Source organism: Tabrizicola sp. (assembly GCF_041911175.1).
GTDB lineage: Bacteria > Pseudomonadota > Alphaproteobacteria > Rhodobacterales > Rhodobacteraceae > Tabrizicola.
Genome location: NZ_JAYRPN010000107.1, coordinates 53,335 through 74,502 on the forward strand (window position 1 = coordinate 53,335; position 21,168 = coordinate 74,502).

The following is a 21,168-nucleotide window of genomic DNA, read 5'->3' on the forward strand; positions in this document are numbered from 1 at the left end:
CAAATATCCCCGCCGGAGGCTCTTCATTCCGCCCCCTCCGCAATCGCTGCCGTCGCCGTCCCGTCCGAGGACACCGCCCGCGAGCCACGCAATCTCGCGCCCGGCCCCGCCACTGCCAAGGCTGCCGCCTCGGCCACCGAGCCGGTGCCGAAGAGCGCCTGCACCCGCTCGGAACGGGTGAGCGTCGGAATGCCGCGCAAGCCGTCCGGCTCCAGCGCGACGAGCGGCAGTTCCAGCATCTGCGCCAAGGGTCGCAGTCCAGCGGCCTTTGCGGCAAGCGTGGCCAGATGCGTCACGCCGTCCGGCCCCCCGGCGCGCGCGAGGGCGTCTTGCAGCGCGGCGAGGGTTGCGCCCGAGCGGAATCCGAAGCCCGCGACGATCATCGGGTGACGCTCCATTGCAGGATCGGGAGTGCCGCCTTCCAGCCGCGCTTGCGGCCGATGGCGGTGGTTTCCGAAAGCTCGACCTTCAGGAGATGGCCGCCGTGACGGGTGGACCAGTCGAGGACCAGCGCCTCGGTTTCCAGCGTCACGGCGTTCATGACGAGGCGGGTGCCGGGGGGGATCACGTCCCAAAGATGAGTGAGGAGCGCGTCGGAGGCGCCGCCGCCGATGAAAACGGCGTCGGGGCTGGGCAGGCCGGACAGGCCTTCGGGGGCGCGGGCCTCGGTCAGACGGTGCCGGTGGCTGAGGCCGAAGTGTTCCACGTTGGAACGGGCGCGGGCGGCGCGGGTGGGGTCGGCCTCCAGCGCCTCGACCCTTGTGCCCCCGGCGAGCAGCCATTCGATGCCGATGGAGCCGGAGCCTGCGCCGATGTCCCACAGCGTCTCGCCCGGGCGGGGGGCGAGCGCGGAGAGGGTGAGCGCGCGGACCGGGCGTTTGGTGATCTGGCCGTCGTGCTGGAAGAACTCGTCGGGGAGGCCCGAGGCTTGCGGCAGGCCGGGGTCGCGGCCCTCGATGGCGAGGGCGACGGGGGCGGCGATGTCTTGCGGAGGTTCGCCGGTGATGGGGCGGATGCGTTCGTGCGGGCCGCCGAGGCGTTCGAGGACGGTCAGGCGGGCGTTGGGGTGGCCGTTTGCCACCAGCCATGCCGCCAGTTCCGGCACTGCGGCCCCGTCGCGCAGGGTGCAGATCGCGCGGACTCCTTTCCCGAGAACGGGGCGCAGGCGGGCGAAGGGGGCGGCGTGGAGGCCGAGGGCCAGCGTCTCCTCCAGACGCCAGCCAAGGCGGTTCGCGGCGAGCTGGAAGGTGGAGGGGGCGGGGTGCGAGGTCCATTCCCCCGGCTGGAGGTGGGGCATCAGGCTGCCGCCCGCGCCGAACCAGAACGGATCGCCGGAGGCGAGGACGACCGTGGGTGTGCCCCGGTGGGCAAGGACGGGGGTCGGGTCGAAGGGGATGGGCCAGGGGTGGCCTTTCTCTCCCGCCTGAACCAGCGTCAGATGGCGGGGGCCGCCGAAGACGGCCTTGGCGGCGGCGAGCGCTTCGCGGCTTGCGGGGGACAGCGAAGCCGGTCCATCTTCGCCGAGACCGATGATCGTGAGCCAGGGATCAGCCATGACCCGCGTCCTGCTTCTGGGCGGAACCACCGAAGCCGCCCGCATGGCCCGTGCCCTGGCGGATGCCGGGGTGGAGGCGGTCTATTCCTATGCGGGACGGACCGAAGCGCCGGTGGCGCAGCCCCTGCCCGTCCGCGTCGGCGGGTTTGGCGGTGTGGAGGGGTTGGTGGGCTACCTGCGCGCCGAGGGCATCAGCCATGTGATCGACGCGACCCACCCGTTCGCGGCGCAGATGAGCCGGAATGCGGTGGAAGCCTGCGTTGAAGCGGGCGTTGCCCTGATCGCGCTGGAGCGGGAGCCGTGGCAGGCCGGTGCGGGCGACCACTGGACCCATGTTCCCGATCTTGCCGGGGCGGTGGTGGCGCTGGGAGAGGCCCCGCGCCGGGTGTTCCTTGCCATCGGCCGGCAGAACCTGAGCGCCTTCGCGGGGGCACCGCAGCACCAGTACCTGTTGCGCCTCGTCGATCCGCCGACCGGAGCGCTGCCCCTGCCCCGGGCCGAGGCGGTGATCGCGCGCGGGCCGTTCGACGTGGAGGGCGACCGGGCGTTGCTCAAGGACCACCGGATCGAGGTGATCGTCGCCAAAAATGCGGGCGGCGCGGGGGCGGAGGCGAAGCTGGTCGCGGCGCGGGAGTTGGGGCTGCCGGTGGTGCTGATCGACCGGCCTTTGGTGCCATCGCGACAGGTGGCGCGGACGGTGGGTGAGGTGATGGGCTGGCTGGACGGTTGAGCCGGGGGCGCGGCGATTGGAACGAAGCGCTTCCCTCCCCCTCGTGGGGAGGGAGAGGGTGGGGGCCGAGCCGAACGCCGGGAAGCCCCCCTCCCCCAGCCCCTCCCCACGGAGGGGGAGGGGAGGCGCCTTTGCCAGAAGCCTCGGGGCGGGTGTCGGGGTAGTCATCGCACGCTCCTTGGCGAATAGACGAAGCGCCCGACGCGGCGGGTGGCGGAATTGCCGACAATCACCACAGTGCGCATGTCGGCCATCTCGGGGGTGGCTTCGCCGAGGGTGACGGTCAGGAGACGCTGGTCGGGGGTGGAGACGGCGCGGGCGAAGGTGATCAGGCGGTCGGGCCCGCATTCCTCGCGGAGAGTGGCGAGGGCCTTGGTGAAGCCTTCGGGGCGGCTGGCCGAGCGGGGGTTGTAGAAGGCCATCGCGAAATCGGCCCGGGCGGCGTGGCGGAGGCGGGTCTCGATCACCTGCCAGGGCTTCAGGTTGTCGGAGAGGTTGATGCAAGCGAAGTCGTGGCCGAGGGGCGCCCCGGCGGCGGCGGCGGCGGCGAGCATGGCGGTGATGCCGGGCAATACGCGGATGTCGAGCGCCTGCCAGTCGGGGCGGTCCTCCAGCGCCTCGAACACGGCGGAGGCCATCGCGAAGACGCCGGGGTCGCCGGAGGAGACGACGACGACGCGGTGTCCGGCGGCGGCCATGTCCAGCGCGGCGCGGGCGCGGTCGAGTTCCACCCGGTTGTCGGAGGGGTGGAGGGTGAGGCCCTCGCGCGGGGCGACGCGGGCGACATAGGGGATGTAGCCGACGATGTCGGTCGCCTGGGCGAGGGTTTCCGTGACCTCGGGCGTGACCAGCCGGTCATCCCCCGGCCCAAGGCCCGCGATGCAAAGCCAGCCCCGATCCGGCGTCCCGGTCATTCGGCGATCTCCGGGCGGCGGCCGTGGCCGTGGACGAGGACGATGGCGAAATAGGGCACGTCATGCGGCTCGACCTCGGCCAGGCGGGCGACGCGCTGGTTGGGCATGGTGCCGCGTTCGACCAGCCAGGCGCTGTCGAGCCGCCCGGCGCGTTCCAAGGCGCGGCGGACGCGGGGGAGGTTGCGACCGGTCTTCATCACGACCAACGCGTCGGATTGGGTCATGTGGCGGACGAGGTCATCTTCAGGCAGGGTGCCCATGAGGACGGTCAGCACGTCGTCACCCCAGGTGATCGGGGTGTCGGTGGCGTTCCAGCAGCCGGTCATGCCGGTGATGCCGGGGATCACCTCGACCGGCACGCGGCCCTGCAGGCGGGAGTGCAGGTGCATGAAGCTGCCGTAGAAGAACGGGTCGCCTTCGCAGAGGACAAGGACCTCCTCGGTCGCGGCGAGGGTGGAAAGGCGGTCGGCCCAGTCGTCGTAGAAACGGGCGAGTGCCTCGGTGTACTCGGGGCTGTCGAAGGGGATTTCGGTCGTGACCGGGTATTCCATCGGGTATTCGACGGCGGAAGGGGAGAGCATCCCCTCGACGATGCGGCGGGCCTGACCCTCGCGCCCGGCCTTGCGGAAATAGGCGACATGGTGGGCGGCGGCGATGGCGCGGGCGGCTTTCAGGCTAATCAGTTCGGGGTCGCCGGGGCCGAGGCCTGCGCAGATCACCTTGCCGGTTGTCGGGGCCATGATCATTCCTTCCGGGAGGCAAGCGCATTGACGGCGGCCACAGTGATCGCGGACCCGCCGAGGCGACCCTGGACAATGAGGCTGGGGACCGGGGGGGCGGCCATCAGGGCGTCCTTCGACTCGGCGGCGCCGACGAAGCCCACCGGGCAGCCGATGATCGCGGCGGGGCGGGGGCAGGCGGGGTCTTCCAGCATGTTCAGAAGGTGGAAAAGCGCGGTGGGGGCGTTGCCGATGGCGACGATGGACCCGGCGAGGTGCGGGCGCCAGAGTTCGAGCGCGGCGGCGGAGCGGGTGTTCTGCATCTCCTTCGCCAGCGCGGGGATCTGCGGGTCGTGCAGGGTGCAGATGACGTCGTTGTTTCGCGGCAGGCGGGCGCGGGTAATGCCCTCGCTGACCATGCGGGCGTCGCAGAGGATGGGGGCGCCGTCTTCCAGCGCGGCGCGGGCTTGGGTGGCCATGCCGGGGGTGAAGCGGATGTGGCGGGCGAGGTCGACCATCCCGGCGGCGTGGATCATGCGGACGGCGACGATTTCCTCCTCGGGCGTGAAGCGGGCGAGGTCGGCCTCGGCCCGGATCATGGCGAAGCTTTGCAGATAGATCGCGGCGCCGTCGGTTTCATAAGCGTGGGGCATCGGGGGCTTTCAGGTGGGTCAGGATCGCCTCGGGCGTCAGGCCCGTCAGGCTGGGGGTGTCATGGGCGGTGCCGTTCCGGATCAGGTCGTAGCCTGAGGCAGTGGCGGTGAGGGTGGTCTCGGCGGGGCCGGGATGGGCGCAGCCCTTGGCGCAGCCGGAGAGGTGGAGGGTCTGGTTTTCCGCAAGGTGCGGGGCAAGCTGGCGGGCGAGGTGTCGCGTGTCGCCCTGGGCCTGCGGGCAGCCGGGAGCGCCGGTGCAGGCGGTGATGCGGAGGATCGGGTCGGCGGGGTCGGTGATCAGGCCGGGGATGTCCGGGACTTCGGTCGCGCCGACGAGGAGGAGCATGCGCCAGGGGGTCGGGCGGATTTCGTGGTCCAAGACGGCGAGGGCGTGCAGCGTTTCCGCCTGCATCTGGCCAAAGGCGAGGGCGACGAGGGCGCCGTCGGGATGGAGGCCGGGCTGCGGTGTGGGCAGGGGTTCGGCGGGGGCGAGGATGCAGCCGGGCGGCGTGTTGCCTTTGGCGGTGAGGGCGGCCATGCGGCCCCGGCCATTGCTGATGCCGCCGTTCGCCACGAACCAGTCGGCCATCGCGAGGACGTCGCGGGCGAGATCGGTGACGGGCTGGCCGAGAGGGTGGCCCTCGGGGCGCAGGATCAGGCTTCCGTCGGCGCTGCGTTCGACGCGGATGTCGGCGGAGGCCTGGGTAAGGACGGGGCGCGGGCCGGTGTCGAGCGCGAAACCGAACTTGGACGGCAGGCGGGGCATTCTCGCCAGCGCGGCGGTAAGGGTGATGGCAATGGTGTCGGTATCGTCACACGATGGGCTGACCGGGTGCCCCCCACCCCCAGCCCCTCCCCACGGGGGGGAGGGGAGGCGCTTGGCGTTGATGTTGGTCGAGACGGTCGGCGTGGGCGGCTCCCTCCCCCCCGCATGGGGGACGGATGGGGTGGGGGGGCCGCTGCGGAACGGCGTGACGATCAGGTTGCGCAGTGATTCGGTCTCGATATCCGGGTCGATCAGGCCCTGGGCGCGGAGGTCGTCGATCAGGCGAGGGTGGGAGGCCTCGGTCACGCCACGCAGTTGCAGGTTGGCGCGGGCGGAGAGGTCGATGATGCCGTTGCCGTGGGATTGCGAAGCCCTGGCGATGGCTTCGGCCTGCGCCGGGGTCAGGCGGCCCGTCGGGGGCCGGATGCGGACGACCAGACCGTCGCCGGATTGCATCGGGCGGAGCGCACCTGGGCACCAGCCCTTGATCTCCCAGGCGGTCATGCGGGGCGCCCTTGGGTCGAGGCAGCTATTGAATCGAGCGGCTTCGCCGCAAGGCTTTTGTCTCGGCCTTTTGCGTGAAGGACGCAAAAGCCCTCGGGCGAAGGGCCTCCGGCGGGGATACTTGGGCAAATGTGAAAGGCGGGCGTCATGCGGCACCGTCCAGCCTGGCGGCGATGGAGTTGCGGCGGGTCTGCCAGAGACCGGCGTCGCGCAGGCGGCGGAAGAGGTCTTCCATCGCTTGCAGGGCGGCGGAATTTTCGCGTTGCAGGAAATCGCGGACCTCGTCGCGGCCAAGGGTGGCCTCGTGGTAGAGGTCGAAGAGATGCGGGGGCACGACCTGCGCCAGATGGGCAAAGGCGGCCATGTGGTCGAGGGTGGCGGCGATTTCCGCAGCACCCCGGAAGCCGTGGTTCATCATGCCTGCCGCCCAGTCGGGGTTGGCGGCGCGGGCGCGGGTGACGCGGGCGATTTCCTCGGTGAGGGTGCGGGCGTGCGGGGTGTCGGGGCGGGTGGCGTCTAGGTGGTAGAGGGTGGGCTTGTTGCCTCCGAGCTTCGCCACCGCAGCGGCGAAGCCGGCCTCGTGTGCAGCGTAGTCGGCGGCGATCAGGACATCGGTTTCCGGCAGGTCCTGGGCGTGGACAAAGACTTCCGATGCAAGGACTCGGGCTTCCAGAGCGGCGCGGGCTTCATGCGACTGACCGTCCTGACCGATGGCCCAGGCGGAGGCGTTGAGCCAGGCCTCGCCTGCGGCTTGCCGGGCCTCGTCGGTGAAGGTGTCGGCGGCGGTGCCCATACCGAGGCCGTAGAGGCCGGGTCTGGGGCCGAAGACGCGGGAGGCCTTCGTGGTGTAGGGGTTGTCCTCGGGGGATTCTTCCCGGCTGGCGAGCGCCTCGGCCCCTGCCTCGAACAGCTGCGCGAGGCCGGGGAAGACGTCGCGGAACAGGCCGGAGACGCGGAGGGTGACGTCGATCCTTGGCCTGCCCAGAAGCGCGAGGGGGAGGATGTCGAAGCCGGAAACCCTTGCCGATCCCTCATCCCATTTCGGCGCGAGGCCCGCGAGATGGAGGGCCATCGCGAATTCTTCTCCGGCGGTGCGCATGGTGGCGCTGCCCCAGAGGTCGACCACCAGCCCGCGCGGGTAGTCGCCGTGGTCTTGCAGGTGGCGGCGGACCAGTTCCTCGGCCAGTTTGACGCCCTGGGCATGGGCGTTGCGCGAGGGCACGGCGCGGGGGTCGACGGAGAAGAGGTTCCTGCCGGTCGGCAGGACATCGCTGCGGCCCCGGTTGGGGGAGCCTGCGGGGCCGGGGGCGACCTTCTGGCCGTTGAGCGCGGTGAGGAGGCCTTCGCGTTCGCCCTGACCGTCGCCGAAGATGTGCAGGCCGACTCCGTACTGGCTTTCCTTCAGGTCGCAGACGAAGCGGTCGATCCGCGTGATCGCTTCCGCCGGGGTGGCATTGGCCGATAGCCCAAGGTCGGCGGCAACGCCGGAGGCAGAGGCCTCGTCGCGGATGCTGGAGATGAGGCGGCTGCGGCGGGCGGGGTCGAGGCCGTCGGCGGTGGAATATTCGTCGAGCAGGCGTTCGAGGCGCAGAAGCTCGGGCGGGACCTGGCTTTGCGCCATCGGCGGGGGCAGATGGCCAAGGGTGACGGCGCCGATGCGGCGCTTGGCTTGCGCGGCTTCGCCGGGGTCGTTGACGATGAAGGGGTAGATGACGGGCGTGGGGCCGATCAGGGCTTCGGGCCAGCAGGTTTCCGACAGGGCGACGGATTTGCCGGGGAGCCATTCCAGCGTGCCGTGGGCGCCCATGTGGATCAGGGCGTGGGGGGATTGGGCGTGGAGCCAGAGGTAGAAGGCGACATAGGCGTGGCGCGGGGTGCGGGCGAGGTCGTGGTAGTCGGCGTCGCGGGACGCGACTTCGCCGCGTTCGGGTTGCAGGGCGATGAGGGCGTGGCCGCGTCGGGTGGCGGGGAAGTGGAACTGGCCGTCTTTCACCGAGGGGTCGGTGGCGGGGTCGCCCCAGGCTTGGGCGAGATCGGCGCGGAGGGGATCGGGGAGGGTCTGGAGTGCAGTCTGGTAAGCGGCGAGGGGCCAGGTGAGGGAGTCGGTGAGAGCCTGCGGCAGGGCTGCGCCCTGGGGGGTGGTGTAGCCCTCGGCGGCGAGGGTTTCGATGAGCGCCTCGGTCGAGGCCAGCGCGTCGAGGCCGACGGCATGGGCCATCTGGTGCGCGCGGCCGGGGTAGGTGGAGAGGATCACCGCCAGTTGCCGGTCGGCGGCGGGGGTGGCGGCGAGGCGGTGCCAGTGGATCACGCGGTCGACCACGGCCTTGATGCGTTCGGCGTCGGGGCGGTGGGCGAAGCGGGAGAATTGCAGGTCGGGGTCGCGGCTGCCGGGGGATTTGTGGCTGATCAGCCCTGCGAGGATACGACCGTCGACCTCGGGCAGGACGACATGCATCGCGAGGTCGGCGGGGGAGAGGCCACGGTCGGAGGCCAGCCAGTCGCGACGACGGGCGCCGGAGAGGGCGACCTGGAAGACCGGGCAGGTGGCGGCGTCGAAGGGGGTGGAGCCGTCGTCGGACTTGGCGGAGAAGGCGGTGGCGTTGATCACCGCCACGGGCGGGTTCTGCGTCAGGTGCGTGGACAGCCAACTGGTGACACCGGGGGCCTTCAGGCTGGGGGCGAAGGCACCATAGGCGGTGAAGCCTTCGGCACGCAGGGCGTGGATCAGCGCGTTGACGGGGGCAGTATCGCCCGAGGTGAGGTAGCTGCGGTAGAAGGTGACGAGGACGGGGCCTTTGGAGTGTGTCCCCCCTCCCCCGGCCCCTCCCCACGGAGGGGGAGGGGAGGTGCGGGTGGCGGCGTCGTGTGAGCCTTCCGGCGGTGAAGCGAGGTGACTCCGTCCCGGGCTTGACCCGGGATCTCCTTCAACAAGCATCGCGCCCGAGTCGGCCAGAGGTCCCGGGTCAAGCCCGGGACGGGTGGTCGCAGCTTCGGGTGCGGGGATCACGCCCTTCTCCGGGTCGTAGAACCCCATCTGCGGCACGGTCTTGTCCCCCGAGACCGGGGCCGCGTAGAGGCCCGCCGCCAGCGCCAGCTGGGCCAGCGCGGCATGGGCGGCCACCGCCCCGCCTTCATCGCAAAGCGCCTGCAACCGGCGGAGGGTGGAGAGGGGGAGAGTGGACAGTTCGTCGAGGCGGGAATCGGGGCGGCCATCGGCGGGCAGGATCGCCAGCGCGGCGCCGTTCCGCCGGGCGAGGTCTTGCAGGGTGGCGAGGCCATAGGGCCAGTAGGCCTCGCCGCCAATCAGTCTCACCAGAATGGCCTTTGCGCCGGAGAGGGTCCGTTCGGCATAGGTGTCGACCGAGACGGGGTGTTTCAGGGCAACGAGGTTGGCGAGGCGCACGGTCGGGGTCGCGGCGCCCGCCCGGCGCATCCGTTCATAGCCCGCCGCGAAGGCACCGAGGTCGCTGTCGGAGAAGGACAGCACGATGAGATCGGCCGGGTCCTGGCCCAGGTCGAACGGCGTTTCGGTTTCTTCGAGGCCGTGGCTTTCGCGGAAGACGACATGCATATCAGGCGCCCCTGCGGGAGAGGGTGCGGCCCCCCCTCCCCGGCCCTCCCCCACGAAGGGGGGAGGGAGGCGCGGGGCGGAAGTGACGGGACAGAGCGACAGAGGTCGGAATTGTGCGACGGGTTGGGGCCGGGCGCCTCCCCTCCCCCGCGTGGGGAGGGGGCGGGGGTGGGGGGAGCTTGCCGAAAGTCGCGCCAGATGCCAGGCGTGCCCCCACACCCCATCCCTCACCCACCGGGGGGGAGGGAGGTGCCATGCGGCCAGCGGTGAGGAGGGGGCGGATCACTGGGTCAGGCCCCCAGAACCTTGCGGATCGCGGCCTCATCGATGTCGTCATGCTCGGCGATGACCACCAGCTGCGAGCGGCGCGGGGCGGTGCCCCAGGGCTTGTCGAACTGGGTGCGGACCCGATCGCCCACCGCCTGCACCAGAAGCCGCATCGGCTTGCCCGCGACGGCGACATGGCCCTTGACCCGCAGGATGCGGTTCTCGCGGGCAAGACGCTGGATCGAGGCGGTCAGGGCGTCGATATCCGCCACTTCCGGCAGGTCGATCACCACGGAATCGAAATCGTCATGCTCGTGGTCGTCGGCCCCGTCATGGTGCGAGGGGCGCGAGGCGAGGTCGTCCTCGGCGGCGGCGGCAAGGCCAAGGACGACGCGGGGGTCGATCACGCCTTCGGTCATGGCAAGCATCGGGACCGGGCGGTTCATCTCGGCGGCGATGACCTCGCGGGCGGTTTTTAGGCCAGCCTCACCGGCCAGGTCGGCCTTCGAGAGAAGGATCAGGTCGGCGCAGAGGATCTGGTCTTCGAAGACTTCCGAAAGGGGCGTTTCGTGGTCGAGGCTGGCATCCGCCGCACGCTGGGCCTCGACCGCCTCCACGTCCGGGGCGAAGCGGCCTGCGGCCACGGCCTCGGCATCGGCCAAAGCGATCACGCCGTCCACGGTGATGCGGCTGCGGATCGCGGGCCAGTCGAAGGCCTTGAGGAGCGGCTTCGGCAAAGCGAGGCCCGAGGTTTCGATCAGGATATGGTCGGGGCGCTGCGGCATGGCCATCAGCTGCTCGATGGTCGGGATGAAATCATCGGCGACGGTGCAGCAGATGCAGCCGTTGGCGAGTTCCACGATGTTTTCCACCGGGCAATTCTCGTCGGCGCAGGATTTCAGGATGTCGCCGTCCACCCCCACGGTGCCGAATTCGTTGACGAGGATCGCCAGCCGCTTGCCCTGCGGGTTCTGCATCAGGTGGCGGATCAGCGTGGTCTTGCCCGAGCCGAGGAAGCCGGTGATCACGGTCACGGGGATTTTGGTGAGATCGGTCATTCGGCGGCCTCTTCATGCGGCGGATGGGGGGGAATGCGGGCGATGCTCTGCTTGCGGAAGACGGTGGGGCGGTCGCGCCAGGGGACGATGCCGTCCGCCGTGGCCGCGTATTTCCCCGCGCCTTCCAGGATCGCGGGAACGTCGTCAAGGGTGAGGCGGCCATAGACATAGGACCAGGCGCCGGGCTTGGTCAGCGAGACGGCGCAGCCGGTGTTGCAGGCCGACAGGCATTCGACGCCGACGATCCGCACCCCTTCCGGCGCGCCTGCCCGCTTCAGGGCGGCATAGAGGTGCAGGCCGGGGGGGAGTTCCCCCTCGGGCACCGGCAGGCCGGCCTTGCAGGTGGTGCAGACGTAGAGGGTCGCGCCCATCGAAGCCTTCCAAGTGGCATGGGGGCTGGGCCAGAGCGGGCGTTTCCACCCGTCCCCCGGTCGCGGAACACCCCGTCCGCCGGTTCATCCTTTGCGCGGGCAGGTCTCCCGGCTTGCGGATACTGGGTTGCCCCAACGGACCCCGCCTTCCCGAGCCTTGGCAGGCCAGTGGCTTCTGGGACCTCTCCGGTCACGGTCGCGGGGGCGGCTGCTTAGGGTCGTTTCCGGCCTGTCGCATTCCCTCTTCGCCTGTCATAAACAGGAACCAGCGCCAGCCCACCTGAGGCAAGCACCCCCCCCTTGTCAAGGACACGACCGACCATGACCGACCATGTTGCGACACCCGAAGCTGATGACCTTGCCCGGCACGCCAGCAAGATGGCGAAGAAGAAGGCCGCGCGGGACAAGATCATGGCGGGGAAGGAAGGCGAGAAGGGGCTGATCATCGTCCATACCGGGGCGGGGAAGGGGAAGTCCTCCAGCGGCTTCGGGATGATCCTGCGCTGTGTCGCGCATGGGATGCCGTCGGCGGTGGTGCAGTTCATCAAGGGGGCCTGGGATACCGGCGAGCGGCGGCTGATCACTGGGCATTTCTCCGACCTCTGCCAGTTTCATGCGATGGGGGAAGGCTTCACCTGGGAGACGCAGGACAAGACCCGCGACATCGCCGCCGCAAGGGCGGGCTGGGAGAAGGCGAAGGAGCTGATACGGAACCCGGAGATCAGGATGGTGTTGCTGGACGAGATCAACATCGCGCTGCGATATGATTACCTCGACATCGGCGAGGTGCTGGAGTTCCTGAAGACCGAGAAACCGCCCCTGACCCATGTCGTCCTGACCGGGCGGAATGCGAAGGAAGAGCTGATCGAGGCGGCGGATCTGGTGACGGAGATGACGCTGGTCAAGCACCCGTTCCGGGCAGGCATCAAGGGCCAGCCGGGGGTGGAGTTCTGAGCCTGTCCACGGTGGACAGATTTTCAGCGTCAATGATATCAATGCCTTGGTCGCGGACGTTCACGGTTTGGCAAGATTTGCAACGGGAGAGACGAGGATGAGCAAGACAGGTCTGATGCTGCTGGCGGCGCTGCTGCTGCTGACCACGGCGGGTTGTGCCCCCCTTCTGGTCGGCGGCGCGGCGGCGGTTGTGGCCGACGAGGCGGTGGAACAGGACAAGGGCGGCGACGGGCTGTTCTGACGGAGAGTCGGGGTAAACCCCGACCTACGGGTGGGGACAAGTTCCAGGCGGGGTGAAGGGGCACTGATCCACCGTGGCGTGGCCTGCGTATCAGTCTGATGATGCCAGATGCCCGCAGAGCCGCTATGACGAAGGGAACCAGCCTGCCCCGTTTCCGGGCGATGGCCGGGATGGTCGGCCTGAGCCGGAAGAGGGAAGGGTCTTTGCCAGGGACGGAAGAGGGGACGGACTGGGCGGGTCTTCTGCTGCGGGTGCGCGACCAGCGGGATCGCGTGGCCTATGCGGCGCTGTTCCGGCATTTCGCCCCCCGGGTGAAGGGCTTCCTGATGAAATCGGGGGCGGGTGCCACGCTGGCGGAGGAATGCGCGCAGGATGTGATGGCGACGCTGTGGCAAAAGGCGCATCAGTTCGACCCCGCACGGGCCAGCGTCGCGACCTGGGTCTTCACCATCGCGCGCAACCGGCAGATCGATGCCCTGCGCCGTGCGCGGCGCGCCGAGCCGGAGGCGCTGGACTGGGGGCCGGAGCCAGCGCCCGACCAGGCCGAAGCGATGGTCGTGCAGGAGGAGACAGCGCGGTTGGGGCAGGCGCTGGTCGCGCTGCCGGCGCCGCAGCGGACATTGATCGAGCGCGCCTACTACGGCGAGCTTTCGCACAGCGAGATCGCAGCCGAGACGGGATTGCCGCTGGGCACGATCAAATCACGGATACGGCTGGCGCTGGAAAAGCTGCGCCGCCGGATGAACGAGGGACCCGGGACGGAATGACGACGATACGCCACCATCTTTCGGACAAGCTCATGCTGGCCTATGCGGTCGGCCAGCTGCCCGAGGCGTTCAGCCTGGTCGTGGCGACGCATCTGTCCCTTTGCGATGCATGCCGGGCAGAGGCGGCGGCCTTCGACGCGGTCGGCGGGGCGTTGCTGGAAGAAGCCGGGGAAAGCGCGATGGGTGCGGCGGCGCTGGACCTGGCCCTGGCGCGGATCGAAAGCCTGCCGCAGGAGACCCGGCCCGCCGCGCGGGGGCGGACAGGCGCCTTGCCCGCGCCGCTGGCCGGGGATGTCGGCGCCGACCCGGCGGCAGTGCGCTGGCGGCGGGTGGCTGGCGGGGTGCGGCAGGCGATCCTGCCCACTGGCAGGGAGGCCTCGGCGCGATTGCTGCATATTCCGGCGGGAACGGCCATTCCCGACCACGGCCACGGGGGGCTGGAGCTGACCCTGGTCCTGCAGGGTGCTTTCACCGATCAGGGCGAGAGATTCGGACCGGGGGATGTGGAAATCTCGGACGAAAGCATCGAACACCGGCCGGTCGTGCTGGCGGATCAGGACTGCCTGTGCCTGACGGCGGCGGATGCTCCCTTGCGGTTCCGAGGGCTGATCCCCCGGCTGGTGCAGCCGTTCCTGCGGATCTGACCTGGGGTCAGACCCCGGAATAGCGGACGGCGATCACCGGCCCGTCGCCGGTCAGGCTGGCCGGTCCGTCGGTGAGGACCAGCTCGCCCGGCGCCACGGGCTCGCCGTCCACCCGGCAAGGGCCAAGGGCATAGAGCGCCAAGGGACCTGCGCCATCCAGCCCGCCATCCCGCACCACGCTCACCTGCGGCAAGGGCAGCCTGCCTGCGGTCATCACGTTGAAATCGTCGGATTGCTGGCCGTTGGTTTCGCTGGCCGCCACCGCGACATCTCCGGGGAAGGCGACCGGGACCAGCGGGTCGCAGCGGAGGTTCAGGCCGGGGCCGGTCAGGCGGAAGCCGGGGCCGGTCAGGACAGTGAGGTTCCGCTCGATGCCGGGGAACAGCGAGAAGGGGCCATCCTCGACCACGGAGGCGCGCGAGAGGCGGAAGAGGGTGGCCCCCGCCGGGTCGCGGAGGTGCAGAAGCTCGGTCGTCATGCCCTTGCCGTTCTTCCAGGGCTGGCGGGTGTAGTCGGCAGGGCGCAGGTGGATCATGGGTCGGGTCACTCTGCCGCCGTCGCCCCGATCACGCGGGCGGGGCTGATGGCCGTCTGATCGGGGGCCAGTTCCTCGAAGTCGAAATTGTCCAGCCGCCGGGCGCGCTTGCTGGCCTTGTCGGAGGAAATCTTGATCTCTTCGATGTCCTTCGCGGCCTGGCCGAAGTGGCGGTCAAGGTTTTCCACCCGCGCGCCGAGGCGTTCGACGTCCGAATAGAGGAGCGAGAGTTCCCGGCGGATCGCCCCGGCCTGTTCGCGCATCCGTGCGTCCTTCAAGACAGCGCGCATCGTGTTCAGCGTGGCCATGCAGGTGGTGGGCGAGACGATCCAGACCTTTGCGGCAAAGCCTTCGCGGACGAGGTCGGGGAAATTGGCGTGAAGCTCGGCATAGACCGCTTCCGAGGGCAGGAACATCAGCGCGCCGTCGGCGGTCTCGCCTTCGAGGATGTATTTGTCGGCGATGGCGCGGATATGGGCGCGGACAGCGATGCGCATCTGTTGGGCGGCGTTCGGCTCGCCCCGGCGCAGGGTTTCATAGGCCTCGAGCGGGAATTTCGCGTCGATGACGATGGGGCCGGGGGGATTGGGCAGGTGGATCAGGCAGTCGGCGCGGCGACCGTTCGACAGGGTCGCCTGCATCGAATAGGCGTCTTTCGGCAGGGCCTTCTGCACGATGTCATTGAGCTGGATTTCCCCGAAGGCGCCGCGGGTCTGCTTGTTCGACAGGATGTCCTGCAGGCTGAGGACATTGCCCGACAGCTTCTCGATATTGGCCTGCGCCTTGTCGATGGTTTCGAGGCGTTGCTGAAGTTCGCCAAGGCTGCGCGCGGTGCGGGTGGAGGTGCCGTGCAGCGATTCCGTCATCTGGCGCTGCACCTCGGCGAGGCGCTGTTCCATTACCTTCAGCATGGCGGTCTGGCTGACCGCCTGCGCCTCCGAGACATGATGCAGGCCCCCCGCCAGACGTTCCTGCCCGTCGTTCAGGGTCTGGACGCGGGAGGCGAGCCAGGAGACCTCCCGCAAGAGCGGCTCGGCGGTGGAGGAGGCGCGGGCGGCGGCGCGGAGGATGAGGGTGAGGAGAATCAGGAGGACAAGGGCAGCCCCGCCGAGGAGGAGGACCTCGGGGGCGTTCCAGGGGTAGGTCTGGCCGAAGAGCGTGATCATCGGCGGCCGAACAGGCGTTCGATGTCGTGGAGCGACAGTTCCACATAGGTGGGCCGCCCGTGGTTGCACTGGCCGGAGAGCGGCGTCGCCTCCATCTCGCGAAGCAGCGCGTTCATCTCCTCGGGGCGCATCTGGCGGCCGGAGCGGACGGAGCCGTGGCAGGCCATGCGGGAGAGGATGGCGTCGATTCTGGTTTGGATGAGCTGGCTGTCGCCGGAGTCGGCCAGTTCGTCGAGGATGTCGCGGAGGAGGGCTGCGCCGTTCACCGGGCCGAGGATGGCGGGCGTTTCGCGGATGGCGACGGCAGAGCCACCGAAGGGCTCAACGGTCAGCCCGATCTGCGCCAGCGCCGGGGCGGCGTCGAGGAGGCGGGCGGCGTCGGTGGGGGAGAGATCGACGATTTCAGGGATCAGCAGGGCCTGGGCGCGGATGCCGGAGTCAGTCATCTGGCGTTTCAGGCGTTCGTAGACCAGGCGTTCGTGGGCGGCGTGCTGGTCGACGAGGACGATGCCGGTCGCGGTCTGGGCGACGATGTAGTTTTCGTGGAGTTGGGCGCGGGCGGCGCCGAGCGGGTGCGACTGGGGATGCTCGTCGTGCGGCTGCGCCTTCTCCTCGCTGGGGGGCGCGAAAGTGGCGACCTGGGGTTCTTCGGCAAAACCGGGGGCCTGGAAGGCGAAGGCACGGGAGAGGGCCGGCTGGCTGGGGCGGTCCATCTGGTAGACGGGGCGGAACGCCTGCAAGGTCGCGGCGCCCACGGTGGAGGAGGCGCGGTGGCCAGCGCCGGTGAGGGCGGATTTCAGCGCGGTGATGATGAGGGAGCGCGCCGCGTCGGGCTCGCGGAAGCGGACTTCGGCCTTCGCCGGGTGGACGTTCACGTCGACGCGCTGCGGGTCGGCGATCAGGTTCAGCACCGCCGCCGGGTGCCGGTCGCGGGAGAGGACGTCGAAATAGGCGGCGCGGAGGGCACCGTAGAGCATCCGATCCAGCACCGGGCGGCCGTTGACGAAGAGGTATTGCTGCGCCGAGGAGCCGCGCGAATAGGTGGGCAGCGCGGCATAGCCCTGCAGGCGCAGGCCTTCGCGTTCGGCGTCGATGCGAAGGGCGTTGTCGGTGAAGTCGCGACCGATGACGGTGGCGAGGCGCGATTGCAGGGCGTCGAAGAGGTCGCCGGACTGCGGGTCGGCGCGGAACAGCACGCGGCTTTCGCCCCCGGTCACGTCGCGCAGGGTAAAGCCGACCTGCGGCTCGGCCATCGCCAGGCGGCGGATCACTTCGGTCACGGCCTGCATCTCGGCCCGGTCGGAGCGGAGGAATTTCAGCCGCGCCGGGGTGGCGAAGAAGAGGTCGCGGAGTTCGACCACCGTGCCACGGGTCAGGGCGGCGGGGCGGACGGGAGTGATCCGGCTGCCCTCGCAGGCGATCTGCGCGGCCTCGCCTTCCGCGCGGGAGGTGACGGTCAGGCGACCCACGGCACCCAGCGAGGGCAGCGCCTCACCCCGGAAGCCGAAGCTGCGGATGTCGAGGAGGTCGGAGCCGTCGATCTTGGAGGTGGCATGGCGGGAGAGGGCCAGCGGCAGGTCCTCGGCGCCCATGCCGCAGCCGTCGTCGGTGACGCGGATCAGCGTCTTGCCGCCATCGGCGATATCGACCTGGATGCGGCCCGCGCCTGCGTCGAGCGCGTTCTCCACCAGCTCCTTCACGGCAGAGGCCGGACGCTCCACCACCTCGCCCGCCGCGATGCGGTTGATCGCGGCCTCGTCCAGTTGCCGGATCACCGGGCGGCCGGAAGCGCCCGTTATCTTGGGGGTGTGAAGCGTCATGCCCCCATCTGTAGCAGGCCGCTCTGAGTCGGGGAAGAACGAAACGGGATTGCTCTGCCCTAGCTGCGCGGGGAGAAGACGTAGAGGCAGCGGCAGGTCTCCGCCCCGGATTTCAGGCAGGCATGTGGCATCGCGCCGTCGAAATGCACGCTGTCGCCGGGGCGCAGGGTGGCGGGGGCATAGCCTTCGGTGTGCAAGATCAAGGTGCCGGAGAGGACATGCAGAAGGTCGTCGGTGTCGTGCCGGTTCCACTCGCCGAATGCGTCCAGGTCGGTTTGGGTGAACTCCACCAGCATCGACTGGAACGGCCGCCCCTTCAGCGCGGCGCCCAGCGGCCAGAGGCAGGTGTTGGGGTTGGTGATCGCCTCGCCCTTTGCCGCCCGGTCGATGACCATGCGGCCCACGAGGCTGGGGGTTTCGGCCCGCACCAGATCGGACAGGTCGCAGCCGAAGCCCTGCGCAAGCTTCAGCAGGATCTCGAAGGTGGGCGACAGGAGCCCGTTCTCGATCTTCGACAGGGTGGAGCGGGCGAACCCTGCCCGCTCGGCCAGCGCCTGCTGGTTCCAGCCCCGCGCCTCGCGCCAGCGCTTGATGCGGTGGGCCAGTTCCTGATGCGGTTCCACAGCGCGGGGGCGGTCGGTGAGCGGGGGCATGATGTTCCGTTTGACGGCAGAATGTTCTTATAATAACAATCACCGCAGCAATCACAAGGGGCATCAGATGGCCGGTCCGAAATCGCAATCGCTCTTTGAACGTGGGCAGAAGGTGCTGGTCGAGGGGGTCTCCTCCGCCTCTCGTGGCCCGGCGACCTTTGGCGGGGCGCCGCGCTACATGAGCCACGGGGCGGGCGCGCGGTTGTATGACGTGGACGGGCGCGAGTACATCGACTGGATGATGGCCTTCGGCGCGCTGCCCCTGGGCCATGCGCATCCGAAGGTGGTGGAGACCATTGCGCGGGAAGCGGCCCGTGGCACCCATTTCGCCACCGCGCTGGAGGTCGAGGTCGAGGTGGCCGAGATGCTGGTCAAGCTTCTCCCCCATGTCGACAAGGTGCGCTTCGCCAATACCGGGACCGAGGCCGCGATGGCCGCCTTCCGCCTTGCGCGGGGGCATACCGGGCGGCGCAAGATCATCAAGTTCGAGGGGCATTATCACGGCTGGTGGGATTCGGTGCTGATCAACACCAACCCCTATCCCCCGACCCTCTTGGGCCATCCGAACGACCCGATCCGCATTCCGGATTCGTCCGGCATCCCGGAGGAGGCGTGGAAGGATACCATCGTCGTCCGCTGGAACGATGTCGAGGCGCTGGAACGGGCAATGGCCTTGCATGGGCCGACGGCGGCCTGCGTCGTGACGGAAGGCGTCATGTCCAACATGGGGGTGATCCCGCCGAAGCCCGGCTACCTCAACCGCATGCAGGAACTGTGCCAGAAGCACGGGGCGCTGTTCTACCTGGACGAGACGGTGACGGGGTTCCGGCTGGCGGCGGGGGGCTGCGCGGAGCTTTATGGCCTGACACCCGACATCGTGACCTATGGCAAGGCGCTGGGGGGCGGCCTGCCGATGGCGATGATCGGCGGGCGGGCCGAGGTGATGGCGGGCCTCGAATGGGGCAAGGTGCTGCATTTCGGCACCCACAACGCGGGCCGTCTGGCGCTGCATGTGACCAAGGTGATGCTGGAGACGATGCTGGCGGACGATCAGGCCGGGTTCCGGCGGATCAAGAATCTGGGCAAGGCGATGACGGACGAAATCCGCAAGCTGGCCAAGCACTCCAACCGGCACGGGATGGTGGTGCAGGGGGTGAACTCGATGTTCCAGATCTTCTTCACCGACCGGCCCGAGATCGGCGACTACCGCGATTTCTGCACCCATGTCGACCGGATGAAGTTCCGCGACTTCGCCCTGCGGCTGATGGAGAAGGGGGTCTACATGAACCCCTCGGCCACGCTGCATTCGCTGTCCTCGGTCGTCCATACCGAGGCTGACATCGCCGCGACCGCCTCTGCGATGGCCGAGGTGCTGGAAGAAATGCCGTGACCACCATCGGCATCCTCGGGGTCGGGCATCTGGCCGAGCTGATGGTGCGGGGGCTGGCGGGGTCGGGCTACCGGCTGGTGCTGTCGCCCCGCAATGCCGGGGTCGCGGCGCGGCTGGCGGCGGAGCATGGCTGCGAAGTTGCGGTGAGCAATCAGGCGGTGGTCGATGCGGTGGAGGGGGTGTTCGTGGCGCTGCCTGCGGCCACCGGGGCGGAGGAGTTGGCGGGCCTGCGCTTCCGGCCCGGCCAGCCGGTGCTGTCGGCGATGGCGGGCACCGGGCTGGCCCGGCTGCAATCGCTGATCGGCCCGGCCCGCGCAGCGGTGACGATGATGCCGGGCTACGCCAATGCCTATGGCGTCGGGCCGTCGATCCTGTGCCCGGAGGACCGGTTCTGGCGCGATTTCCTGTCGAAGACCGGCCCGGTGATCGCCTTCGCCGACGAGGCGCAGTTCACCATCGCCGCGACCTTCGGCGGGTTCTCGGGCGCCACTTTCGGCTGGATGGCGCATGTCATCGGCTGGTTCCAGGCGCAGGGCCTGCCGCCGGAGACCGCCCGAAGCCTGATTGCCGCCACCCTGCGCGGCAATGCCGAAGTGCTGCTGCGCGAGGACCGGCCGCTGGACGACATCGCGCGAAGCGTGGTGACGAAGGGCGGGATCAGCGAGATGGTGCTTGCCGCTCTGTCCGAGCATGGGGCGCTGGCGGCCTGGGACGAAGGGCTGGACCGGGTGCTCAAACGAATCGGCGGCTGACAGGTTGCTGCGGGCGGGGATTGAGCCCCCGCCCGTCAATCTGCGTCAAGCGTGGCGGCTGCGGTGGCCGATGTTGTAGTAGTTGCCGGTCCGCGTCTTGAGGTAAGGCTCCAGCGGGATCGCCTCCTGCTTCAGGAAGCCCTGCTGCGGCAGGTGACCGCCGCGGACCATCTCGATCACGCCCACCACCGAGGCCGAGGTCGTCCAGGCGATCGCGGTGCGCATCTTGCCGCCGATCTCGATCGGGTAATAGGACCGCACGAATTCCTTGCGGCGCAGCTGCCCGCCCTGCCAGCCTTCGGCGGCGACATGGACATAGACCACGTCCTCGTCCACCGGGGGCTTGGCATTGGTCAGGATGCGCCCGGCTTCCGAGCGGTTCTCGCGCATCAGAAGCTCGTGGAAGAAGAAATTCATCAGCTTCACATGGCCCGGATAGCGCATGGTCTTGTAATCGAGGTTCTCGATCCTGTCGGCATAGGTTTCGCACATGGTGCCCAGTCCGCCCGAGGTGGTGAAGGCCTCAAGCTGCATCCCGTCGATGTAGATCGTCTCCAGCCATTCCATCGCCGAGACGGTCTTCAGCACGCCTTCCTCGATCACCTCGCAGTCGTTCAGGTATTCGTTGACCACGCCTTCCGGCGACCAGTTGAAGGCATAGCCCAGCAGCCCGGTCGGGTTCTGCGGCAGGGCGCCCACGCGCAGGCGGATCGAGCGGACCTTGTCGAACTGTTCGGCCAGATGCGCGCCGACGATGCCGACGAAGCCGGGGGCAAGGCCGCATTGCGGGGCCATCAGGCCCTTGGAGGTGGTGGAAAGCTCGCGGATGTGCTTGGTCGTCGGCACATCCTCGGTCAGGTCGAAGTAGTGCAGGCCGAGGGAATGCGCCACGGTCGAGACGCCGATGTTCAGGTGGAAGGGCAGGCAGGAGAGGACGGCTTCCTGGCCTTTCAGGAGGTCGGCGATGGCGGCCTGGTCCTGCAGGTCGACGGTACGGGTCGGGAAGGGGGCGTTGACCTTGCGGGCGTCGACGCCCGTCACCTCGAAGCCCGATTCCACCAGAAGCTCGGCTGCCAGATGGCCGACCTTGCCAAGGCCAAGCACGGCCACTTTCCTGAACGACATGGGTATTTCCTTT

Annotated in this window: 21 protein-coding genes and 1 riboswitch; of the genes, 7 read left to right on the top strand and 14 right to left on the bottom strand. The window is 69.3% G+C overall.

All coding sequences use genetic code 11. From position 1 onward, the window contains the following. Nucleotides 1-23: 23 nt before the first annotated feature. Both ACE3P6_RS14835 and cbiE read right to left on the bottom strand, forming a co-directional pair. The gene (locus ACE3P6_RS14835) at nt 24-383 is read right to left on the bottom strand and encodes a cobalamin biosynthesis protein (RefSeq protein ID WP_374396441.1); all 360 of its coding nucleotides are present in this window, start codon (nt 381-383) and stop codon (nt 24-26) included. Beyond that, nucleotides 380-1,555 (bottom strand): precorrin-6y C5,15-methyltransferase (decarboxylating) subunit CbiE, encoded by a 1,176-nt coding sequence (gene cbiE / locus ACE3P6_RS14840; protein WP_374396443.1) that lies wholly within the window; start codon nt 1,553-1,555, stop codon nt 380-382. The genes ACE3P6_RS14835 and cbiE overlap by 4 nt, the downstream gene beginning before the upstream one ends. On the opposite strand from cbiE, the gene ACE3P6_RS14845 reads away from it, so the two are divergent. Then, the gene (locus ACE3P6_RS14845; protein ID WP_374396444.1) at nt 1,554-2,285 is read left to right on the top strand and encodes a cobalt-precorrin-6A reductase; all 732 of its coding nucleotides are present in this window, start codon (nt 1,554-1,556) and stop codon (nt 2,283-2,285) included. The genes cbiE and ACE3P6_RS14845 overlap by 2 nt on opposite strands. Before the next feature lie 164 nt (nt 2,286-2,449). On the opposite strand, the gene cobJ is transcribed toward ACE3P6_RS14845, so the two are convergent. The 7 genes from cobJ to ACE3P6_RS14880 form a co-directional block, all read right to left on the bottom strand. Next, nucleotides 2,450-3,199, bottom strand: coding sequence for a precorrin-3B C(17)-methyltransferase (cobJ, locus tag ACE3P6_RS14850; RefSeq protein ID WP_374396445.1), 750 nt, complete (start codon nt 3,197-3,199; stop codon nt 2,450-2,452). Beyond that, on the bottom strand, nt 3,196-3,939 hold the full coding sequence (locus ACE3P6_RS14855; RefSeq protein WP_374396447.1) for a precorrin-2 C(20)-methyltransferase: 744 nt from the start codon (nt 3,937-3,939) through the stop codon (nt 3,196-3,198). The genes cobJ and ACE3P6_RS14855 overlap by 4 nt, the downstream gene beginning before the upstream one ends. Nucleotides 3,940-3,941: 2 nt before the next feature. Next, a complete protein-coding gene (locus ACE3P6_RS14860; RefSeq protein ID WP_374396448.1) occupies nt 3,942-4,571 on the bottom strand; it encodes a precorrin-8X methylmutase in 630 nt (209 codons plus the stop codon). Further along, complete coding sequence (locus ACE3P6_RS14865) at nt 4,555-5,841, bottom strand: precorrin-3B synthase (protein WP_374396450.1); 1,287 nt, start codon at nt 5,839-5,841, stop codon at nt 4,555-4,557. The genes ACE3P6_RS14860 and ACE3P6_RS14865 overlap by 17 nt, the downstream gene beginning before the upstream one ends. 145 nt (nt 5,842-5,986) lie before the next feature. Continuing rightward, a complete protein-coding gene (gene cobN, locus ACE3P6_RS14870) occupies nt 5,987-9,412 on the bottom strand; it encodes a cobaltochelatase subunit CobN (protein ID WP_374396453.1) in 3,426 nt (1,141 codons plus the stop codon). Between the two features lie 290 nt (nt 9,413-9,702). After that, entirely contained in the window at nt 9,703-10,737 is a 1,035-nt protein-coding gene (gene cobW / locus ACE3P6_RS14875) for a cobalamin biosynthesis protein CobW (protein WP_374396455.1), read from the bottom strand. Beyond that, complete coding sequence (locus tag ACE3P6_RS14880) at nt 10,734-11,108, bottom strand: DUF1636 family protein (protein ID WP_374396457.1); 375 nt, start codon at nt 11,106-11,108, stop codon at nt 10,734-10,736. The genes cobW and ACE3P6_RS14880 overlap by 4 nt, the downstream gene beginning before the upstream one ends. 80 nt (nt 11,109-11,188) lie before the next feature. Then, a riboswitch (cobalamin riboswitch) is annotated at nt 11,189-11,393 on the bottom strand. Nucleotides 11,394-11,429: 36 nt separating this feature from the next. On the opposite strand from ACE3P6_RS14880, the gene cobO reads away from it, so the two are divergent. The 4 genes from cobO to ACE3P6_RS14900 all read left to right on the top strand — a co-directional run bounded on the left by cobO (nt 11,430) and on the right by ACE3P6_RS14900 (nt 13,714). Next, nucleotides 11,430-12,062 (top strand): cob(I)yrinic acid a,c-diamide adenosyltransferase, encoded by a 633-nt coding sequence (cobO, locus tag ACE3P6_RS14885; protein WP_374396461.1) that lies wholly within the window; start codon nt 11,430-11,432, stop codon nt 12,060-12,062. A gap of 97 nt (nt 12,063-12,159) precedes the next feature. Further along, a complete protein-coding gene (locus tag ACE3P6_RS14890) occupies nt 12,160-12,303 on the top strand; it encodes a hypothetical protein (RefSeq protein WP_374396463.1) in 144 nt (47 codons plus the stop codon). A 125-nt stretch (nt 12,304-12,428) separates the two neighbouring features. Next, nucleotides 12,429-13,070 (top strand): sigma-70 family RNA polymerase sigma factor, encoded by a 642-nt coding sequence (locus ACE3P6_RS14895; protein ID WP_374396465.1) that lies wholly within the window; start codon nt 12,429-12,431, stop codon nt 13,068-13,070. Then, complete coding sequence (locus tag ACE3P6_RS14900) at nt 13,067-13,714, top strand: ChrR family anti-sigma-E factor (protein ID WP_374396467.1); 648 nt, start codon at nt 13,067-13,069, stop codon at nt 13,712-13,714. The genes ACE3P6_RS14895 and ACE3P6_RS14900 overlap by 4 nt, the downstream gene beginning before the upstream one ends. A 7-nt stretch (nt 13,715-13,721) precedes the next feature. Here ACE3P6_RS14900 and ACE3P6_RS14905 read toward each other — a convergent pair whose 3' ends face one another. Genes ACE3P6_RS14905 through ACE3P6_RS14920 form a run of 4 tightly spaced genes read right to left on the bottom strand, consistent with a single transcriptional unit; the run spans nt 13,722 to nt 17,888 of the window. Continuing rightward, the gene (locus ACE3P6_RS14905; protein ID WP_374396469.1) at nt 13,722-14,249 is read right to left on the bottom strand and encodes a HutD family protein; all 528 of its coding nucleotides are present in this window, start codon (nt 14,247-14,249) and stop codon (nt 13,722-13,724) included. 8 nt (nt 14,250-14,257) lie between these two features. Continuing rightward, nucleotides 14,258-15,415: a DNA recombination protein RmuC gene (locus ACE3P6_RS14910; RefSeq protein ID WP_374396472.1), complete on the bottom strand. Its 1,158-nt coding sequence runs from the start codon at nt 15,413-15,415 to the stop codon at nt 14,258-14,260. Further along, a complete protein-coding gene (gene mutL / locus ACE3P6_RS14915; RefSeq protein WP_374396475.1) occupies nt 15,412-17,235 on the bottom strand; it encodes a DNA mismatch repair endonuclease MutL in 1,824 nt (607 codons plus the stop codon). The genes ACE3P6_RS14910 and mutL overlap by 4 nt, the downstream gene beginning before the upstream one ends. Nucleotides 17,236-17,294: 59 nt before the next feature. Next, nucleotides 17,295-17,888, bottom strand: coding sequence for a helix-turn-helix domain-containing protein (locus ACE3P6_RS14920; protein WP_374396477.1), 594 nt, complete (start codon nt 17,886-17,888; stop codon nt 17,295-17,297). A gap of 67 nt (nt 17,889-17,955) precedes the next feature. Here ACE3P6_RS14920 and ACE3P6_RS14925 point away from each other — a divergent pair, with 67 nt between their 5' ends. Both ACE3P6_RS14925 and ACE3P6_RS14930 read left to right on the top strand, forming a co-directional pair. Continuing rightward, on the top strand, nt 17,956-19,278 hold the full coding sequence (locus ACE3P6_RS14925; protein WP_374396479.1) for an aspartate aminotransferase family protein: 1,323 nt from the start codon (nt 17,956-17,958) through the stop codon (nt 19,276-19,278). Continuing rightward, nucleotides 19,275-20,030, top strand: coding sequence for a pyrroline-5-carboxylate reductase dimerization domain-containing protein (locus tag ACE3P6_RS14930; RefSeq protein WP_374396481.1), 756 nt, complete (start codon nt 19,275-19,277; stop codon nt 20,028-20,030). Before ACE3P6_RS14925 ends, ACE3P6_RS14930 begins: the two co-directional genes overlap by 4 nt. Nucleotides 20,031-20,075: 45 nt before the next feature. Here the strand turns inward: ACE3P6_RS14930 and ACE3P6_RS14935 are convergent, their stop codons facing one another. Beyond that, complete coding sequence (locus tag ACE3P6_RS14935; RefSeq protein WP_374396484.1) at nt 20,076-21,155, bottom strand: saccharopine dehydrogenase C-terminal domain-containing protein; 1,080 nt, start codon at nt 21,153-21,155, stop codon at nt 20,076-20,078. Between the last annotated feature and the right edge of the window lie 13 nt (nt 21,156-21,168).

Excerpts from the sequence above, each read along its gene's own strand:
- mutL (WP_374396475.1), bottom strand. The coding sequence starts at position 17,235 with ATGACGCTTCACACCCCCAAGATAACGGGCGCTTCCGGCCGCCCGGTG.
- ACE3P6_RS14860 (WP_374396448.1), bottom strand. The coding sequence starts at position 4,571 with ATGCCCCACGCTTATGAAACCGACGGCGCCGCGATCTATCTGCAAAGC.
- ACE3P6_RS14880 (WP_374396457.1), bottom strand. The coding sequence starts at position 11,108 with ATGGGCGCGACCCTCTACGTCTGCACCACCTGCAAGGCCGGCCTGCCG.
- ACE3P6_RS14890 (WP_374396463.1), top strand. The coding sequence starts at position 12,160 with ATGAGCAAGACAGGTCTGATGCTGCTGGCGGCGCTGCTGCTGCTGACC.
- cobO (WP_374396461.1), top strand. The coding sequence starts at position 11,430 with ATGACCGACCATGTTGCGACACCCGAAGCTGATGACCTTGCCCGGCAC.
- ACE3P6_RS14895 (WP_374396465.1), top strand. The coding sequence starts at position 12,429 with ATGACGAAGGGAACCAGCCTGCCCCGTTTCCGGGCGATGGCCGGGATG.
- ACE3P6_RS14900 (WP_374396467.1), top strand. The coding sequence starts at position 13,067 with ATGACGACGATACGCCACCATCTTTCGGACAAGCTCATGCTGGCCTAT.
- cobN (WP_374396453.1), bottom strand. The coding sequence starts at position 9,412 with ATGCATGTCGTCTTCCGCGAAAGCCACGGCCTCGAAGAAACCGAAACG.
- ACE3P6_RS14910 (WP_374396472.1), bottom strand. The coding sequence starts at position 15,415 with ATGATCACGCTCTTCGGCCAGACCTACCCCTGGAACGCCCCCGAGGTC.
- ACE3P6_RS14845 (WP_374396444.1), top strand. The coding sequence starts at position 1,554 with ATGACCCGCGTCCTGCTTCTGGGCGGAACCACCGAAGCCGCCCGCATG.
- ACE3P6_RS14905 (WP_374396469.1), bottom strand. The coding sequence starts at position 14,249 with ATGATCCACCTGCGCCCTGCCGACTACACCCGCCAGCCCTGGAAGAAC.
- ACE3P6_RS14835 (WP_374396441.1), bottom strand. The coding sequence starts at position 383 with ATGATCGTCGCGGGCTTCGGATTCCGCTCGGGCGCAACCCTCGCCGCG.
- ACE3P6_RS14865 (WP_374396450.1), bottom strand. The coding sequence starts at position 5,841 with ATGACCGCCTGGGAGATCAAGGGCTGGTGCCCAGGTGCGCTCCGCCCG.
- ACE3P6_RS14925 (WP_374396479.1), top strand. The coding sequence starts at position 17,956 with ATGGCCGGTCCGAAATCGCAATCGCTCTTTGAACGTGGGCAGAAGGTG.
- cobW (WP_374396455.1), bottom strand. The coding sequence starts at position 10,737 with ATGACCGATCTCACCAAAATCCCCGTGACCGTGATCACCGGCTTCCTC.
- cbiE (WP_374396443.1), bottom strand. The coding sequence starts at position 1,555 with ATGGCTGATCCCTGGCTCACGATCATCGGTCTCGGCGAAGATGGACCG.
- ACE3P6_RS14935 (WP_374396484.1), bottom strand. The coding sequence starts at position 21,155 with ATGTCGTTCAGGAAAGTGGCCGTGCTTGGCCTTGGCAAGGTCGGCCAT.
- cobJ (WP_374396445.1), bottom strand. The coding sequence starts at position 3,199 with ATGACCGGGACGCCGGATCGGGGCTGGCTTTGCATCGCGGGCCTTGGG.
- ACE3P6_RS14920 (WP_374396477.1), bottom strand. The coding sequence starts at position 17,888 with ATGCCCCCGCTCACCGACCGCCCCCGCGCTGTGGAACCGCATCAGGAA.
- ACE3P6_RS14855 (WP_374396447.1), bottom strand. The coding sequence starts at position 3,939 with ATGGCCCCGACAACCGGCAAGGTGATCTGCGCAGGCCTCGGCCCCGGC.